This is a genomic window from Bacillus cereus group sp. MYBK139-1, from assembly GCF_051916915.1.
Lineage (GTDB): Bacteria > Bacillota > Bacilli > Bacillales > Bacillaceae_G > Bacillus_A > Bacillus_A pacificus.
Window position 1 is genome coordinate 23930 of the sequence record NZ_JBQAHO010000004.1, and the last position, 19073, is coordinate 43002.

A 19073-nucleotide genomic window follows, 5' to 3' on the forward strand; every position below is an offset into this window, starting at 1 on the left:
ATCGTACGGGCCGTTCATTTGAGATAAAACAACCATATAAAAAGGCTGTTCCAAAATGTAGGAACAGCCTTCTCTTATTATCTTATTCTTCTCCGAAACGCTCAACAAGTGTTGCAAGTGTACGTACCATTGCACCTGTCGCTCCAGCTGGTCCTAAATCATGCGCTCCTGATGATTCGGATGTTCCAGCGATGTCTAAGTGTACCCAAGGTGTATCTTCAGCGAATTCACCTAGGAATGTACCTGCCATAACCGCATGTCCTTCGCGGCCTGGTGAGTTATTTAAATCAGCAAACTTACTGTTTCTCACGCGTTCTTTATCACGATCAAAAATCGGTAATTGCCAAATTGATTCATCTGTTTCCATAGATGCCTCTAGCACTTGCTCAAATAATTCTTCATTATTTGTCATTGCACCTGTCGTATGATTTCCAAGTGCAACAATTACTCCACCTGTCAATGTCGCAACATCAATTAGATAGTTTGCACCTAATTTTTTAGCATACGTAATACCGTCAGCTAATGCTAAGCGACCTTCTGCATCTGTATTTAATACTTCAATTGTTTTTCCGCTCATAGATGTGATTACATCGTCTGGCTTAAATGCTGTACCACTTACAACGTTATCTGTTGATGGAATAACAGCGATCACATTTTGCTCTGGGCGAAGTTCACCGATAATTTCCATCGCACCTAATACAGCTGCCGCACCGCCCATATCACCTTTCATACCGACCATGCCTTCACGTGGTTTTAAAGAATAACCGCCTGTATCGTATGTGATTCCTTTTCCAACGAATCCAATAACATCTGTCCACTCTTCTTTTCCTTTATAAATAAGAGCGATCATTTTTGGTGGCTCTACACTACCTTGGTTTACTGCAAGTAACGCACCCATACCAAGCTCTTCCATCTCTTCTTTCTCAAGAACTTTATAATCCATATCATACTTCTCAGCTAACTCAACAGCATACTCAGCGAGCTTTGTCGCTGTTAATACGTTTGGCGGCATATTTACAAGTGTACGAGCTGAATTTGTTGCACGTCCATGTACGTAGCCAACTGTTAATGCAGCTTCAATTTCTTGTGTATCTTCCGCTGTAATAGCCGTGAACTTCTCTAGCTCCACACGATCCTTTTTATCTGATTTATACGTTTGTAACTCATATGTACCAAGGCCTTGAACCTCTGCTGCGATATGAGCGACATCAATCGCGTCTAATTTCTCTGTTACGAAAGAATCAAGCAAGACTGCTGCATCTTGTACTTTTGCTGCTTGCAATGTTTTAAATGCCTTACCAAGAGCTACACGTAATGTTTCAGTCGTATAAGATTCTTTCTTACCTAAACCAACGAAATAATAGCGTTTCACATTTGTTTTTCCTAAACTATGTACTTTTGAAATAGCTTTCTTCTTCGTAGAAAGTTCTTTCTCTTCTAATAAAACTTGTAATTGTCCTTCAAACGCTTTGTCCAGTTCTTGTACAAAACTACTCGTTTTCTCTTCTTCAAATAAGGCAACAATCAGCGCTTCATGGCTTCCTAATTCTTTTTGTACGTGAAACATGTTCAGACCCCCTAAATTTCTCTACTCTATCTTTATTATAACTTTATTTTCGATAAAATGCGACAATTCTAACTTCTGTTACATCCGATATAAAATAAAAAAAGTCTAGGGTAATTACCACTAGACTATCTTTGTTTTAAATATTGACCACGAAACACTTGCATCGTTTCGTCTTGATTTAACATCGTTAACTCTTCTTCTGAAAACTTACCATTTCCTAGCTTAACTATATACACATTTACTTTTTTCTTACCCCATTGGCTATAAACATCTTTCACCGTATCATAATACAAATCAAGACGGTTTCCTTTTATTGCACCGCCCTTATCAGCTACTACACCATACCCATAACCTGGTATGAATAAAATTGTTCCAATCGGGAATACGCGTAAGTCCGCTGCGATTGTGGAATATAAATCCCTTTTCGCCTTAACACCTGAATATGTAATACCATACTCCGGATGTCCCGGCCTCTTACCAGTTGACTCAATTCCCGATGTATAACCTGTTGCAGTCATTTCAATTGAACGATATTTAGACCAGTCATTTGCCTGCTCTAAAGCATTTATCACTTCTTTACTCGGAGCAACATTTCTCTTAACTTCTGCTGCATGTACTTCTTTTGCACTCGTTCCCTCATATTTCTTTACAATCTCTAATAAAGAAACTCCTGTGAAAGCATTCCATGTTACGCATAATGCGGATACAAGTAAACAAGTCATCATAATGCGAATACAATATCGTTTTAACATTTTTATATTCCACACTCCTTCATCGTTAATCATTCCCTATACGATGAAAGAATATGCAAAAAAATAATCTCCAATTGCATTGGAGATTAAAACATTTGATATCCGCTTTTCCGAAGTTTCTTAATAACGATTCCGGCTAAAGCAGCACCAATCAATCCAGTAGATAAAATAAACACATCTGCTTGTCCTAAATGCGATACACTTGTCCCAAATGAAGAGAATGTTTCTTTTGGCTTTGAAAAATAATCCCACACACTCGCCTTATTAATAATAAGCATACAAACAATCGGATACACAATAACCATTACCCATGTCGCTCGTAATATCATGTTGAGTAAAAATCCAATTCCAAAAAACAAAATAAAAAATAACATCATTGAAATAAGTAGTACTGGTATACTCACTCTTTCTCCCTCTCCTTCGTACGTGCCGTAAATACGTGATAGGCTGTATAACCAAATTGCTCTCCTGGATTTAATGTTTTGTCCATTTCAAGATGTAATTCTGATTGTCTTTCTAACAAATATGTAATAAGCACAGAAGTATTTGGATCGTCCGCAATCGTATCCGGATGTAGAAACGCTACTTCAGACAATTCCTTCTCCTGTACAATAATCTCTTCCCCTTCAGGCTCCAAAAGGAAAATAATCATATTATCACTAATCTCATTGCGAATCACACCCGATCTAACACCAATGATCCCCTTCACATGAGCGACAATACCTGTCTCTTCTAACACTTCACGCTTCACAGCTTCATCAACGGTCTCACCTTCATTTACAAATCCAGCCGGTAAAGACCATTTCCCCTTTAATCCACTGTATTTCTTCTTAACGAATAGCCACCTGCCATCTTTTGTAGCTACTAGGCCACTGACAGCTAACCATACTTTTCCTCGCTTCTCCATGATGCAATACCCTCCTCTACCAGAACGGACAGAATATTCTTTCTTTTTATATATTATACTATATTTTTTAAATGAAAAAAGCAGAAACAGCTCTTAGCCGTTTCTGCTTTTTCTACTATATATTAAAAGAACTTTAATTTACCTTTTTTAAGAACTAATAAAGGTCCACCTAATAAGAATAGGTAACGGTTATCGATAACTTTCTTCATGAAGGAAGCTTTCCAACCTGTTAACTTTTTGCCCATAACAACGCCCATTGCATCGTCATGACCTAAAGAACATACAGATCCTTTATTATCGAATACGAATTTCTTCATTTCGCCTTTACCACGAACTAACACAGTTAAGTTGTGTGCAATGTTATAACCTTGTTGAATTGCAATCTGTGCTGTTGGTGGGTATGGACGGTTAATTTCTTCGTTAATGATTAACGCTGCGTCACCAACCATGAATACATCTTCGTATCCTGGAGCGTGCATGTACTCATCAACTTTTACACGTCCGCGCATTGCTTCAAAACCAGACTCTTCCACAATACCGTTACCACGAACACCTGCAGCCCAAACTACTGTTTCAGACTTAATTAATTCAGTGTCATCACCATTTGCAACGATAATACCTTCTTCAGTTGCTTCTTTAATTGCTGTACCGATGCGGAATTCTACACCTTTTTTCTCAAGTTGTTTCACAGCGTATTCTACTAACGCTGGATCGAAACCTGGAAGTGCTGTTGGAGCAGCTTCTACACAGATGATGCGTGCTTTTTCACGTGGTACATTGTACTGTTTACAAAGTTCAGGAACGCGGTTTGCAAGCTCACCTACGTACTCGATACCAGTAAATCCAGCACCACCAACAACGATTGTTACTAACTCATCGCGCTTTTCATCTGCATATTTAGCGAAGCTAGCTTCCATATGCTCACGAATTTGACGAGTTGCATTAATGTTAGCGATTGAGAATGCGTGCTCTTTTAATCCTGTAATTCCGAATGTTTCTGATTCGAAACCAAGACCGATTACTAAGTAGTCATATTCTAACTCGCCGTCTTTTAAGATAATGCGTTTTTCAGCAGCTTTAATTTCTACTACTGTATCTTGTACAAAGTTCACTTTATTTGTATCAATAACGTCTTGAATATCTAGACAGATTTTTTCATCTTGTAATGTACCAGCTGCGCTCTCGTGTAACCAAGTCGCTTGGTAGTGATAGCTGTTGTTGTTTACTAACGTAATTTCAGCTTCATTTACAGATAATGCTTTTTGCAGACGAACAGTCGTAATCATCCCGCCATAACCTGCACCTAAAACTACGATTTTTGGAGTCTTCACCAAATCACAACCCTTTTCTTTATATAATAGTAATGAAAAATAATACCAAGTACTAAAAAATCTATTTGTCAAGAATGTGGAATTTATCACATTCTATATCATAACAAAACGCAGTCAAAAAATCGTACGAATTTTGTCATAGAAATTTAACATAATACTTCCCTATATTAGTCGGTTTTATTCCAGAATTCAAGCGTCTGGAGAATTATCAATATTTTAAAATAACATAGCGTTTTCAAGGGTTTTTCAGCCTTTTTTTCATGTATTTTCCTTTCTGTATATTTTATACAATGTAAAAAGCATCTATGCGAAAACTTACACACAATTCAGTCGTTTTCAGAAGTATTATGAACTCAAATATGCTATCATTTATTTGAAAGTGTCATCATTTGCAGGATTTTCGTGTACATATGAACAATATATGAAATCAATATCAAAATTCCATCTATAGGGGGAATGAAAGTGGCAGAAAATCAAAAAGTTTACGACATAACAATTATTGGTGGTGGTCCAACAGGACTATTCACAGCATTTTATGGTGGTATGAGACAAGCAAGTGTAAAAATTATTGAAAGCTTACCTCAGCTTGGAGGACAATTATCCGCACTCTACCCTGAAAAATACATTTATGATGTAGCCGGATTCCCGAAAGTGCGTGCACAAGAATTAGTTGATAACTTAAAAGAGCAAATGAAGAAATTTGATCCAACCGTTTGTTTAGAAGAAGCTGTTGATACGCTTGAGAAACAAGCTGACGGTATATTTAAACTTGTTACAAATAAGCAAACTCACTATTCTAAATCAGTAATTATTACTGCTGGCAATGGTGCTTTCCAACCACGCCGCTTAGAATTAGAGGGAACAGCAAAGTATGAAAAGAAAAACTTACATTATTTCGTTGATGATATGAATAAATTTGCTGGTAAGCGCGTCGTAGTATTTGGCGGCGGCGATTCAGCTGTTGATTGGACAATGATGTTAGAGCCAATCGCTGACAAAGTTACAATCGTTCATCGCCGTGATAAATTCCGTGCGCATGAACATAGCGTAGAAAGCTTAATGAACTCTCGTGCAGAAGTAAGCACACCATACGTTCCAGTAGAACTCATTGGTGATGACAAAATTGAACAAGTCGTTCTTCAGCATGTAAAAACGGAAGAAAAAATTATCATCGATGTTGATGATGTAATCGTAAACTACGGCTTCGTTTCTTCCCTTGGCCCAATTAAAAACTGGGGCTTAGATATACAAAAAAACAGCATTCTCGTGAACTCGAAAATGGAAACAAATATTCCTGGCATTTACGCTGCTGGTGACATTTGTACATATGAAGGAAAAGTAAAACTCATTGCTTGCGGCTTCGGTGAAGCACCAACAGCAGTAAACAATGCAAAAGCTTACTTCGATCCAAACGCAAAACTTCAACCGATGCATAGCTCTAGTATGTTTTAATATACAAAAATAAAGCTCCTTCCATGTATGGAAGGAGCTTTTCTTTATATATCAAAAACAAAAGCACAATGAATCCAATACAAGATCGAACTCATCGTGCTTTTCACCTAAAAAAGAATTATTGTTTTCTTCTTCTACCTAATATGAATAATACTCCGCCAACTAAGAATGAAATTCCCGCACCAACTGACATCATCAATGGAGATGCTGCCCCTGTTTTAGGTAATTCTCTTTCTACTTTTACTTGCGGCTCTTTAATTAATTTTTCCAATCTGACTTCTGGATTTTCTGGTTTCACCTCTGGTTCCTTCGGCTCTTTCGGATCCTCCGGTTTCACTTCCGGCTCTTTTGGATCTTCCGGTTTCACTTCTGGCTCTTTCGGATCCTCCGGTTTCACTTCTGGTTCTTTTGGATCTTCCGGTTTCACTTCTGGTTCTTTCGGATCCTCCGGTTTCACTTCTGGTTCTTTCGGATCTTCCGGTTTCACTTCTGGTTCTTTCGGATCCTCCGGTTTCACTTCTGGCTCTTTTGGATCTTCCGGTTTCACTTCTGGTTCTTTCGGATCTTCCGGTTTCACTTCCGGCTCTTTTGGATCTTCCGGTTTCACTTCTGGTTCTTTCGGATCTTCCGGTTTCACTTCTGGCTCTTTTGGATCTTCCGGTTTCACTTCTGGCTCTCTCGGATCTTCCGGTTTCACTTCTGGCTCTTTTGGATCTTCCGGTTTCACTTCTGGCTCTTTCGGATCTTCCGGTTTCACTTCTGGCTCTTTTGGATCTTCCGGTTTCACTTCTGGCTCTTTTGGATCTTCCGGTTTCACTTCTGGCTCTCTCGGATCTTCCGGTTTCACTTCTGGCTCTTTTGGATCTTCCGGTTTCACTTCCGGCTCTTTCGGCTTAATTGAGACTGTTGGTTCAAGCGGTTGATTTATTCCATCATCAACAATCGCTCTATTCACAATTTCTTCACCGGCTTTTTCTTTTACTTTCACTTTAAAAGTAATGTTTCTTTCTTTTGTATCTATAATATTTTCGTACTTTGCAGTTAGCTTTCCATTCTCTACTTTTACTTCTATTGCGTCTTTGGCTTTTACGCTATTTTTCACATACTCTAAGCCAGTTGGTAATTGATCCTCAATTTTCACCTCTGCTAGCTTTCCGTTTTCTACCGTATTTTTAAAGCTAATTCGGTATTCGACCTCTTCTCCTAGCTTCGGTTCTTTATTACTTACTTCTTTTTTTGCTTCAAGCATACCATCTTTATACTGCGGTGTTATTGAAACAATCGGTTCTTCTGGTTGGTTTATTGTATCTCCCACAATCGCCGTATTCACGATATCCTCACCAATTTTAACCGTTTCTTTTACCTTCGCCTTAAAAATAACACTACGTTCTTTTCTATCCATAATGTCTATATACGTAGCAGTCACTTTTCCAAACTCCATTTTTAACTCTACTGGATTTGGCTCGGCACCTTCAAATCTAAGGCTGTCTTGCACGTATTCTAAACCGGTTGGAATTTCATCTTCTACCTTAACCACGGCTATTTTTCCGTTTTCTACCGTATTTTTAAAGCTAATTCGATATTCTACTTCTTCTCCTAGCTTCGGTTCTTTGTTACTTACCGTCTTCGTTGCTTTTAACTTACCATCTTTATATTCTGGCTTTATTGTCGCTGTCGGTTCCGTAACTGGATGGTTCGGATCATCCACATGAATAATCGCTTTATTTGTTATTTCCCCTCCAACTTTTACTGTTTCTTTCACCTTCACTTTAAAGATGATACTTCTTTCTTTCGTATCCATAATATCTGAATACTTCACTATTACTTTTCCATTCTCTACTTTAAGCTCTGTTGGTGCAGGCTTGTCACCTACAGCTTCCAAACTATCTTGCACATATTCTAAACCGGCTGGAATCTCATCTTCAATTTTCACATCAACTAACTTCCCGCCATCCACTGTGCCGTTAAAAGTAATTCGATATTCGATTTCTTCTCCTAGTTTCGGTTCATGATTACTTACTTCTTTCCTTGCTTCTAGTTTCCCATCTTTATATTGCGGCGTAATTGGTATAAGTGGCTCAACTGGCGGAGTCTTCGGATTATTATCATCTACAATCGCCTTGTTTATAATTTCTTTTCCTACTTGTACCGTTTCTTGTACTCGCACTTTAAAGATGATGCTTCTTTTTTTCGTATCTGTAATTTCCGGATACTTTGCTGTTACTTTTCCATTCTCTACTTTAAGTTCCACTGGATTTGGTTCCGGCCCATCAGACTTTATACTATCTTGTACGTATTCTAAACCGGCTGGAATCTCATCTTCTACCTTCACCTCAGTTAGTTTTCCGTTTTCTACCGTATTTTCAAAGCTAATTCGATATTCTACTTCTTCTCCTAACTTCGGTTCATGATTACTTACTGTTTTTTCTGCTTGTAATGCACCATCTTTATATTGAGGCTGAATAGAGATATTCGGTTGCTCTGGTGGATTTTTTGTATCTTCCACAATCGCCTTGTTCACAATCTCTTCGCCTACTTTAGCTTTTTCTTTCACTTTCACTTTAAAGACGATACTTCTTTCTTTCATATCCGTAATTTCTGGATATTCTGCAAGAACGATTCCGTTTTTCACTTTCACATGCAACGGTTTCGGATTCTCTCCCTCGGCTCTTTCACTACCTTCCACAAACTCTAAGCCATTTGGTAATTCATCCTTAATCTTCACCTTCGCTACTTTTCCATGCTCTACTACGTTACGGAAAGTAATTCGATACTCTACTTCTTCTCCTAATTTTGGAGCTGGATTATTTACTGTTTTATCAGCTTTTAGTTTTCCATCCTTATACTCCGGCGTAATAATTGCTTCTGGTTTTTGCGGAGGGTTCTTCGGATTATCATCATCCACAATTGCCGTATTCACGATTTTCTTACCGACTTTTGCTACTTCCGTTACTTTCACTTTAAAGATAATACTACGCTCAGCTGTATCAGTGATATTCTCATACTTCGCTGTAATTTTCCCAGCTTCTTCTTTTAACTCTACTGGATTTGGTTCATTACCTTCTGATTTTAAACTATCCTTCACATACTCTAAACCAGTTGGTAATTGATCCTCAATTTTCACTTCTGCTAGTTTTCCGTTTTCTACCATATTTTTAAAACGAATTTGATACTCTACTTCTTCTCCTAGCTTTGGATCCTTTTTACTTACCTTTTTATCGGCTTTAACTTTACCGTCTTTATGCTGCGGTGTAATATCTACTTCTGGTCGCTCTGGTGGATTTTTTGTATCATCAACAATTGCTTTATTTACAATTGCTTTGTCCACTTCAACTGAATCTTTCACCTTCACTTTAAAGATAATACTTCTTTCTTTCGTGTCAGTAATATTTTCATACTTCGCGGTAACCTTACCAGCTTCTTCTTTCAACTCTACTGGCGCCCGCTCATCACCTTCTGCTTTTAGACTATCTTTCACATATTCTAAACCAGAAGGAATTTCATCTTCTATCTTCACCTCTGCCAGTTTTCCATCTTTCACCGTATTATGAAATGAAATGCGGTATTCAATTTCTTCCCCCAGCTTTGGATCTTTTTTACTTACCTTTTTATCAGCTTTAACTTTACCATCTTTATATTGAGGTGTAATTTTAGCTGTCGGTTCAATTATAGGGTGATTTGGATCATCCACATGAATAATCGCTTTATTTGTAATCCCCTTACCTATTGCAACTGAATCTTTCACCTTTACTTTAAAAGCAATACTTCTTTCTTTCGTATCAATAATCTCTGAATATGTTGCGATTACCTTGCCATTTTCTACTTTCAACTCTACTGGTTTCGGCTCGTCACCTTCCGCCTTTTCACTGCCTTGTACAAACTCTAAACCAGCTGGAATTTCATCTTCTATCTTCACCTCTGCTAGCTTTCCATCCTTCACCGTATTATTAAAAATAATTCGATATTCGATTTCCTCGCCTAGCTTCGGTTCGTGATTACTTACTTCTTTTCTTGCCTCAATTTTCCCATCTTTGTATTGCGGTGTAATCGGTACATAAGGCTTTTCTGGTACATTCTTTGTATCATCCACAATCGCCTCATTTACGATTTCTTCCCCCACTTTTACGCTTTCTTTTACCTTCGCTTTAAAGACAATGCTTCTTTCCTCTGTATCTGTAATTGCTGGATATTTTGCCATTACCTTATTATTTTTCACCTGTAGCTCTTCTGGTTTCGGTTTAGAACCTTCTGCCGTGATGCTTCCTTCTACATACTCTAAACCATTTGGTAACGTATCCTTTATATTTACCTCTACTAGTTTTCCGTTTTCTACTGTGTTTTTAAAACGAATTCGGTATTCTACTTCTTCTCCTAGTTTTGGTTTATGATTATTCGCCACTTTCTGAGCAACAACTTTACCGTCTTTATATTGCGGAGTAATTTCCACATAAGGTTCTTCTGGCTCATTTTTTGTATCTACTACGATTGCCTTATTGACAATTTCCTTACCTATTTCTGCCTCTTCTTTTACTTTCGCTTTAAAGACAATGCTTCTTTCTTTCGTATCCGTAATTTCTAGATACTTTGCCATTACGTTGCCGTTTTCCACTTTCAGTTCTACTGGATCCGGTTTAGAACCTTCTGCTTTTAAACTGTTCTCCACATACTCTAATCCAGCTGGAATTTCATCTTCTACTTTAACCTCTACTAGTTTTCCGTTTTCTACCGTATTTTTAAAACGAATTCGGTATTCTACTTCTTCTCCTAATTTCGGCTTCTTATTATTTACAAATTTCTCAGCTTTCAGCTTACCGTCTTTATATTCTGGGGTAATCGTTACCTCTGAGGTCGTTGGATTCTTCGTATCATCAACAACTACTTTATTAACAATACCTTCCCCAACTTTGAAGTCTTCTTTTACTTTCGCTTTAAAGATGATACTTCTTTCTTCTCTATCCGTAATCTCTGGATATTTGGCAATTACTTTTCCATCTTTCACTTGCAACTCTACCGGCTCTGGCTTAGCTCCTTCTGCTTTCACACTGTCTTTCACATACTCTAATCCATTCGGTAAATTATCTTCTATTTTCACCTCTGCTAGTTTTCCGTTTTCTACCGTGTTTTTAAAGCTAATTCGGTATTCTACTTCTTCTCCTAACTTCGGTGATGAATTATTTACTACTTTTTTTGCTTCAACTTTTCCATCTTTATGCTGCGGAGTAATTTCTGCCGTCGATGTTTCTGGCTCATTTTTCGTATCATCAATAATTGCTTTATTGACGATTTTTTCACCGATTTTCACTTCAGCTTTTACTTTCACTTTAAAGATGATACTTCTTTCTTCTCTATCCGTAATTGCTGGATATTTGGCCATTATCTTACCGTTTTCAAATTTCAGTTCTACTGAATCTGTTCCGGCACCTTCTGCTTTCAAACTGTTTTCTACATACTCTAAACCTTCTGGTAACGTATCTTCTATTTTTACCTCTGCTAGTTTTCCGTTTTCCACCGTATTTTTAAAGCTAATTCGATATTCTACTTCTTCTCCTAACTTAGGTAATAGATTATTTACTACTTTTTTCGCTTCAAGTTTTCCATCTTTATGCTGCGGAATAATTTCTGCTTTCGGTGTCTCTGGTGGATGTTTCGTATCACTCACAATTGCTTCATTAACAATTGTATCGCTCACGTTACCTTTTACTTTCACTTTAAAGGTAATACTTCTCTCTTTTGTATCCGTAATCTCTGGATACTTCGCCATTACCTTACCGTTTTCAAATTTCAATTCCACCGGATCCGGCTTAGAACCTTCCGCTTGTAAACTACCTTTCACGTACTCTAATCCATTTGGTAAATCATCTTTTATTTTTACCTCTGCTAGCTTTCCGTGCTCTACCGTATTCTTAAAGCTTATTCGGTATTCTACTTCTTCTTCTAACTTCGGTGATACATTATTTACTGTCTTTTTCGCTTCAAGTTTTCCATCTTTATACTGAGGAATAATTTCCGCTGTCGGATTAACTGGCTTGTTTTGCGAATCATTAATAGTTGCTTTATTGACGATTTTCTCACCGACTTTTACTTCTTCTTTTACCTTTACTTTAAAAGTAATACTTCTTTCTTCTGTATCCGTAATTGCTGGATACTTTGCCATTACCTTACCATTTTCCACTTTCAACTCTACTGGATTTGGTCCGGCACCTTCTGCTTTCAAACTATTTTCTACATACTCTAAACCTTCTGGTAACGTATCTTCTATTTTCACCTCTGCTAGTTTTCCGTTCTTTACCGTATTTTTAAAGCTAATTCGGTATTCTACTTCTTCTCCTAACTTCGGCGTTTCATTATTTACGCTTTTCTTCGCTTTAATTTTTCCATCTTTATGTAATGGCGTAATTTTTGCTTCTGGCTCTTTCAAATCTTTCATATCATCAATAATTGCCTTATTGACAATCTCCTTACCTACTTCCGCTTCTTCTTTCACCTTTACTTTAAAGACGATACTTCTTTCTTTCGTATCCGTAATATTTTCGTATTCAGCGATAACTTTTCCATCTTTCACATGTAACTTTACTGGAGTCGGTTTATCGCCTTCTGCCTTTTCACTATCTTTTACATACTCTAAACCGTTAGGAATTGTATCCTCTATTTTTACCTTTTCTAGTCTTCCGTTTTCTACCGTATTCTTAAAGCTAATTCGGTATTCCACTTCTTCTCCTAGTTTTGGTGATGGATTATCTACTACCTTAGCCGCATCAATGATCCCATCTTTATATTGCGGAGTAATTCTTTCTTCCGGCTCAATTGGTTGATGTTTCGTATCATCAACAATTGCTTTATTCACAATTTCTTTACCTACTTCTGCCTCTTCTTTCACCTTTACTTTAAAGACGATACTTCTTTCTTTCGTATCCGTAATATCGATATACTTAGCTTTAACTACTCCATTTTCAACAGCTAATTCTACTGGTTCAGGTGCTTCCCCTTCAGCCTTGATGCTATTTTCTACATATTCAAGACCTTTTGGAATTGTATCTTCCACTCGCACCTCTTCTAGTTTTCCGTTCTCTACCATATTATGAAAACTAATGCGGTACTCAATTTCTTCTTCTAGCTTTGGTTTCTTATTATTAACTACCTTTGTAGCGGCAATTTCCCCTTTTTTACTTTGCGGTGTAATAACAACTTTTGATTCAACAGGCTCATTTTTCGGATCTTTTGCAATTGCTTTATTTACAATTGCCTCCCCTACTTTTGCCGAATCTTTTACTTTCACTTTAAAAACAATACTTCTTTTTTCTGTATCCGTAATTTCTGGATACTTTGCAATTACTTTACCATCTTCCATTTTTAGCTCTACTGGCTCTGGTTTGATGCCTTCAGCTTTCAAACTATCTTTTACGTATTCAACATCTTTAGGTAATGTATCTTCTACCAGTACATTTTCTAGTTTTCCGTTTTCTACCGTATTATGAAATGTAATGCGGTACTCCACTTCTTCTCCTAGTTTTGGTGTTTGATTCGTTACACTTTTGTCTACATCCACTTTACCGTATTTATAATCCGGCGTAATCTTTTCTTCTGGATGCTCCGACTGAACATTCGGATTGCTCACAATTGCTTTATTAACAATTGTTTCTCCTACTTTTGCTTCTTCTTTTACTTTCACTTTAAAAGTAATGCTTCGCTCTTTCGTATCCGTAATCTCTGGATATTTTGCGATTACCTTACCACTTTCTACTTTTAACTCTACTGGACTTGGTCCAGCACCTTCAGCTCTCTCACTACCTGGAACAAATTCTAAGTTAGCTGGAATTTCATCTTCTATTGTAACTGCCTCTAGTTTTCCATTTTCCACCGTATTTTTGAAGCTAATTTCATATTCAACTTCTTCTCCTAGCTTCGGCTTCTTATTTGTTGCTTTTTTCTTTGCATCAATTTTACCGGCCTTATACTGTGGTGTAATCTTTTCTTCTAGATTCTTTGGTGGATTTGTTTTATCACTAACAATTGCTTTGTTAACAATTTCTTCACCAATTTTTGCAGTTTCTTTTACCTTTGTTTTAAAGACGATGCTTCTTTCTTCCATATCCGTAATTGCTGGATACTTTGCAATGATTTTTCCTTTTTCAAATTTCAGTTCTATCGGCTCTGGTTGTATACCTTCAGCTTTCAAACTACCTTTTACAAATTCAAGACTACTCGGTAATTCGTCTTCAATCGTCAATACATCTAGACGTCCATCTTTGATAATGTTTTTAAAACTAATACGATACTCTACCTCGTCACCTACAATCGGTGTTTTATTAGAAGCCACTTTTGTCGCTTCTATTTCTCCATGAATCTCTTTTGGAATCGTAACCGTAACATTTGCATCGTCTTCACTCTCATACTTTATCTCGGCACTATCTTGTCCCTTTACAGCAACAACATTTTTTACTTTTGTATCTGATTGTATAGACTCTTTCACTTTCGCCTTAAATGTAATAACGGCACTTTCACCAGGCTGTAAAACGCCACCGTCTTTAGCATCTGCCCCTTCACCAATACGAAAATCAATTTGATTATTTACAAACTCTGCTTCATCATCGTTCGCATCATCAGTTTTTTGCCCTTTATTACTACCAGTAACATATTGAATGGACCCCGGGACGTACTCTAAGTGATCATCTAATTTATCAAAGCCTTTTACATTAGATACCGGCGCTTGATTGTTCTTCGTATCATTTTTCACTTCAATTTGGTACGTAATCTCTTCGCCAGCTTTAACTTCCTTAATTTCTTTTCCGGCGCTATCTAACGCCTTTTTATCAACTTGTAAGTTTGGTGCATTATGCTCTGTGACGAATGTGGTATTGTTTAGTACGTAAATATCACCGCCACCACCGTATGCTCTAAAACGCAGCTTTCCTTCTTTTAGATCATTTTTCACTTGTTTTGGACCTTCAAGATGATACGTATGAATATCAGTACTAAATGAATTTGTCCAATCTGGGTTATATCCCGGATATTTTTTTGTAACAAACTCGTTAGTACCATCCACTTGTACTTCTGTCATAGACGAGTCATTAACATCATTATCTTTACCGTTAATATTTTTTAACTTTTGATATCCTAATCCAAAGTCATATTCTCCATAATCATAGGCATATCCATCATTATCAGCAGGATCTCCTTGTGACGAGAAATAACTAAATTTCGCCTTAAAAGCCCCTTCTTTCGGTGTGTTTATTTTATTAACATTAATATCTGCCCAAGCTGTACTTTTTTGAGAAACTAAACCTTCCCAAACTTTCATATCTTTTACGGTTTCTTTATAGTTTTCATAGACTAATATAAGATTCCAGTTGCCCCAGTAGTAGCCACTACCCTTTTCATATTTAATTTGTGGTACATTCGCAACTGTCACCGTTTGAGAAATGCCTTGTTTTGCAATTACATTCGTCACATCAGCATATGCAACATATCCTGCACCACTGCTGTAGTGATTTGCAATATACGGTAAATAGTCTGCTTTTCGTATACTATCGGCACTTATTTCAGCGTATTGCTTATTTCCCATTTTCATTTTAACGGGCTGTCTTACATCTTCATCGCTAACTCTATAATCTGGCCTTGCATCACCTGGAGTCCCCATAGCTGCTGTCCAAAATAAATACGCCTTTTTCACTTTACTTCCAGCAGGGATGTTAGGAAAAGCACCTGTTGATGAATTAAATGTAGTATCATCATTATCAACATCTACAGCTTGTTTATTTATTTTTCCGCCCACACTTTGCCTAGTATAATGATTATCTGTTAACCCAAGTGTCACATTACCAGTCTGTACTAAATTACCAGCAGTAATTACAGAATACAGTGGATCTCCAAACCCTTGCTTATCTCCTACTTGGATTTTAACCTTTGAAGCATTCTCTGATGCAGTTTGTACTTCTGTACCATTCTGCTTTTCTGCCTCTTTTTCTAGCTGCTTCTCATCTTCAGCTACTGGTTGTTTTGGCAGTTCTGTTTTTGATGCAGATTTATTTTTATCCTCTACAGATACTTTTAGCTTTTCATCAACTTTTTTAATTGTATTACCAGCTGATGGATCGACTTCTTTCTTACTACTGTCAGCCTCATCATCGGCATTAGCTTCAACCTTGTCTTCAGAAGGAATCCCTTCAACATCTACAGACATGTTCCCTATTTGTACTTGATCTTTTTGCACGCTAATCTTTTGTTTGTATTCTTTATTAAAATGCTGCGTGCGACTAGCTTTTATTAACACCGTTATTTTTTTATGTGATTTTAAATCTTGAATTTTAAGATTTGAAGAAAGAAGCTTTCCTCCCTTATCTTTTTCTTCAATATAGTAATCATTTACCTTATTTTCAGGTAACTTCTCTCCGTTTACTTTCACAGATTGTGAAAGAAACGTAATTTCATTTTCATTACTTTGTTTAAGTACCAATTCTTGAATTGGTGTATCTCCCGTATTTTCAATCGTATATTGAAATACGTGCTCCCTCTCAGCCACTTCTCCCTTATATATTTCAGCATTTACTTGCTTTGCCTTAATTCTCACATCATTTCCTTGTAACTCATCCCAGTTCTTCTTATTTATCTCTGTAGCAAAAGCACTAGGTGAAGGCAATATGATGGATAGGAGAAGCGCGATTATTGTTACGACATTAAAACACTTCAACGATTTCTTCATATTTTTTACCTTTCTCCTTTCTATATATTTGCTATCCGTCTACTTATAGACAAAAACATAACAATATATATCCACTCGCAACAATCCGTCCTATGAAGATTTCTCATTGAAACCTTTATTTCAACAATGCAAATCTTATAGAATATTACTATTTTAATTTATCAAAAATAGCATATATATCGGATACTTATACAAACCTTTACTACTTTTTAATATAGTAAAAAGCATCTAATTGTATAGATTTATATAACAGTTAAAGGATACATAAAAATCTTAACATACTCCCTAATCTATTTATACAAGCAATAGGGAATTTACCATTTTTTACTTATTTCAGTTTGTTATTTATCATTAAAATTTTCGAAAAACAGTAACCGTTATATGTAAAAATATGTTATATTTTTAACATAAGAACAAACGTTCTCGTTTTGGAGGAGGAATTTTTTATGATAAACGAACCAATTATAGTAAAAAAAGAAGCTTTCCAAGCAATAGGCATTTCGATTACGACGACCAACGAAAAAGAGGCATCTACTGAAGGAAAAATTCCTGGTCTTTGGAACCGCTACTTCCAAGAACAACTCATGCATCACATCCCAAATCAACAAACGAAAGAAACATTCGCTTTCTACTCAAACTACAAATCAGACGAAACTGGTACATATCAATTCACAATCGGTATGCCCGTTTCTTCATTAGAAGACGTTCCTGAAAATATGACAACTTTAACAATACCTGCCGCTACGTATGCGGTATTTACAACAAGAAAAGGACCAATTGCTGAAGTCGTTTGCGAAGCTTGGGAATATATTTGGAAATGGTCAAAAGAAAACAAACGTGCTTTCACAATAGACTTCGAGCTATACGATGAAAAAGCAACAGATCCAAACAACGCACAATTGGATATTTATATTGCATTAGCCTAAACGACAAAAGAGAAGATACCATTTGGTATCTTCTCTTTTGTCGTTAAATAGCCACTGTGCAAATCCAACATAATTGTCTACAATGAGAAAGTGCAGTATAGAAATATTAGAAACTGTATAAAGTGATTGTTAACAAGTTTTTTAGTTTAAATTTGTCGCATAGAAAGGAAGCAATATGGAGGAACTACAACAAAATAAATCTGCTTTAGAAGGAAGCGGAAAACCGTTATTAAAAAATACGAATTTCCTTTTTCTTTGGGCAGCTACTCTTTTTTCAAGTTTCGCTTTAGCCTTTTTTACTTTTTCACAAACGTGGTACATAGCAAAAACATTAAACCTTGAAGCATCACTCGGTGTTGTTTTCGTAGCTCTTAGTGTTCCAAGGCTTATTTTTATGATTATCGGCGGCGCTGTAGCTGATAAATTCCCGAAAAAAAACATTATGTTTTATTCTAATATTGTTCGTGCTATTCTTGTCGCAACCATCCTTACATGGTTTATCGTAGGTGATGTAACACTATATACATTTGCTTTATTCGCTTTATTCTTCGGGCTTGCTGATGCTTTTTTCTGGTCAGCTGATGGATCTATCTTGCCTGAACTTGTCGAAAAAAGCCGTTTAACACAAGCAAACTCACTTACACAAATGACAAACCAAGCATCGGTCATCTTAGGCCCTGTACTTGGCGGCATTCTTATCAAATTTACGAACTATGAAACGATTTTCTCGATTACAATTTTATTACTCATTGTCGCAGCCATACTCGTTCAAAAAATACAATTTACGATGCCAGAGCAGCAAAATACAGACAAAGGCATGTTCACTTCTATTAAAGAAGGAATTTTATATGTAAAGGAATCGCCATTTCTTTCAACTTTCCTTATTTGTAGCGCCTTTCTAAACTTATTTTTAATCGGTCCGATGCAAGTCGGTTTCCCGCTTTTCATTAAAAATGTTCTGCACGGTGACTCACTTCAGTTTAGTTACTTAGAAGCATCTGTAGGAGGCGGAATGGCGATAGGCGCTGTCATTGTCGGTTTAAAGAATATTAATCGTAGACGCGGTCTATTTTGCATTATCATGATGCTACTGTCTGGTGTCTTCTTCTTATCCATCAACTTTAGCACTGTACTATGGCAAGCATTATTAGCTGGCATGTTTTACGGTATTACAATCGCAATGGCTATCGTTCCACTGATGGCGATGATTCAATCGACAGTAAAAGAAGAAATGATGGGGCGCGTAATGAGTTTGCTTATGCTATCATCAATGGGCTTTATCCCGCTTTCTTATGCATTCACATCCATCGCGCTTGCAATTGGAATTCCAATCGTAACCGTTATGAAAAGTGGTGCAATCGCCGTTATCGTCTTCGTACTATTTGTAGCGATTCGTGTTCCAGTTGTAAGAAAGTTTGATTAACTACTTGGAGTCATGC

Annotated in this window: 9 protein-coding genes; 3 read left to right on the forward strand and 6 right to left on the reverse strand. The window is 36.8% G+C overall.

The genetic code is table 11. The features are described from left to right. Positions 1-82: 82 nt before the first annotated feature. The 5 genes from pepA to ACTFRS_RS20705 all read right to left on the reverse strand — a co-directional run bounded on the left by pepA (position 83) and on the right by ACTFRS_RS20705 (position 4557). A complete protein-coding gene (gene pepA, locus ACTFRS_RS20685) occupies positions 83-1567 on the reverse strand; it encodes a cytosol aminopeptidase (RefSeq protein ID WP_139868167.1) in 1485 nt (494 codons plus the stop codon). A gap of 125 nt (positions 1568-1692) precedes the next feature. Beyond that, a complete protein-coding gene (locus ACTFRS_RS20690) occupies positions 1693-2319 on the reverse strand; it encodes a 3D domain-containing protein (RefSeq protein WP_000920108.1) in 627 nt (208 codons plus the stop codon). 86 nt (positions 2320-2405) lie between these two features. Next, positions 2406-2723: a YuiB family protein gene (locus tag ACTFRS_RS20695; protein ID WP_061183240.1), complete on the reverse strand. Its 318-nt coding sequence runs from the start codon at positions 2721-2723 to the stop codon at positions 2406-2408. Next, entirely contained in the window at positions 2720-3226 is a 507-nt protein-coding gene (locus ACTFRS_RS20700; protein ID WP_000415312.1) for an NUDIX hydrolase, read from the reverse strand. Before ACTFRS_RS20700 ends, ACTFRS_RS20695 begins: the two co-directional genes overlap by 4 nt. 122 nt (positions 3227-3348) lie before the next feature. Beyond that, complete coding sequence (locus tag ACTFRS_RS20705) at positions 3349-4557, reverse strand: NAD(P)/FAD-dependent oxidoreductase (RefSeq protein WP_000856615.1); 1209 nt, start codon at positions 4555-4557, stop codon at positions 3349-3351. Between the two features lie 462 nt (positions 4558-5019). Between ACTFRS_RS20705 and ACTFRS_RS20710 the strand changes: the two genes are divergently transcribed. After that, positions 5020-6009, forward strand: coding sequence for an NAD(P)/FAD-dependent oxidoreductase (locus tag ACTFRS_RS20710; protein ID WP_000829779.1), 990 nt, complete (start codon positions 5020-5022; stop codon positions 6007-6009). A gap of 118 nt (positions 6010-6127) precedes the next feature. Here the strand turns inward: ACTFRS_RS20710 and ACTFRS_RS20715 are convergent, their stop codons facing one another. Further along, entirely contained in the window at positions 6128-16708 is a 10581-nt protein-coding gene (locus ACTFRS_RS20715; RefSeq protein WP_440025110.1) for an isopeptide-forming domain-containing fimbrial protein, read from the reverse strand. A gap of 446 nt (positions 16709-17154) precedes the next feature. Here ACTFRS_RS20715 and ACTFRS_RS20720 point away from each other — a divergent pair, with 446 nt between their 5' ends. Together ACTFRS_RS20720 and ACTFRS_RS20725 are read left to right on the forward strand one after the other, a co-directional pair. Next, positions 17155-17634, forward strand: a complete 480-nt coding sequence (locus ACTFRS_RS20720; protein ID WP_139868171.1) for a GyrI-like domain-containing protein — start codon at positions 17155-17157, stop codon at positions 17632-17634. 175 nt (positions 17635-17809) lie between these two features. After that, positions 17810-19057 (forward strand): MFS transporter, encoded by a 1248-nt coding sequence (locus ACTFRS_RS20725; protein ID WP_014893441.1) that lies wholly within the window; start codon positions 17810-17812, stop codon positions 19055-19057. The last annotated feature ends 16 nt before the right edge of the window (positions 19058-19073 follow it).

What these genes read in the sequence shown, in the direction of transcription:
- ACTFRS_RS20725 (WP_014893441.1), top strand. Translation starts at nt 17,810, where the DNA reads ATGGAGGAACTACAACAAAATAAATCTGCTTTAGAAGGAAGCGGAAAA.
- ACTFRS_RS20720 (WP_139868171.1), top strand. Translation starts at nt 17,155, where the DNA reads ATGATAAACGAACCAATTATAGTAAAAAAAGAAGCTTTCCAAGCAATA.
- pepA (WP_139868167.1), bottom strand. Translation starts at nt 1,567, where the DNA reads ATGTTTCACGTACAAAAAGAATTAGGAAGCCATGAAGCGCTGATTGTT.
- ACTFRS_RS20700 (WP_000415312.1), bottom strand. Translation starts at nt 3,226, where the DNA reads ATGGAGAAGCGAGGAAAAGTATGGTTAGCTGTCAGTGGCCTAGTAGCT.
- ACTFRS_RS20690 (WP_000920108.1), bottom strand. Translation starts at nt 2,319, where the DNA reads ATGTTAAAACGATATTGTATTCGCATTATGATGACTTGTTTACTTGTA.
- ACTFRS_RS20715 (WP_440025110.1), bottom strand. Translation starts at nt 16,708, where the DNA reads ATGAAGAAATCGTTGAAGTGTTTTAATGTCGTAACAATAATCGCGCTT.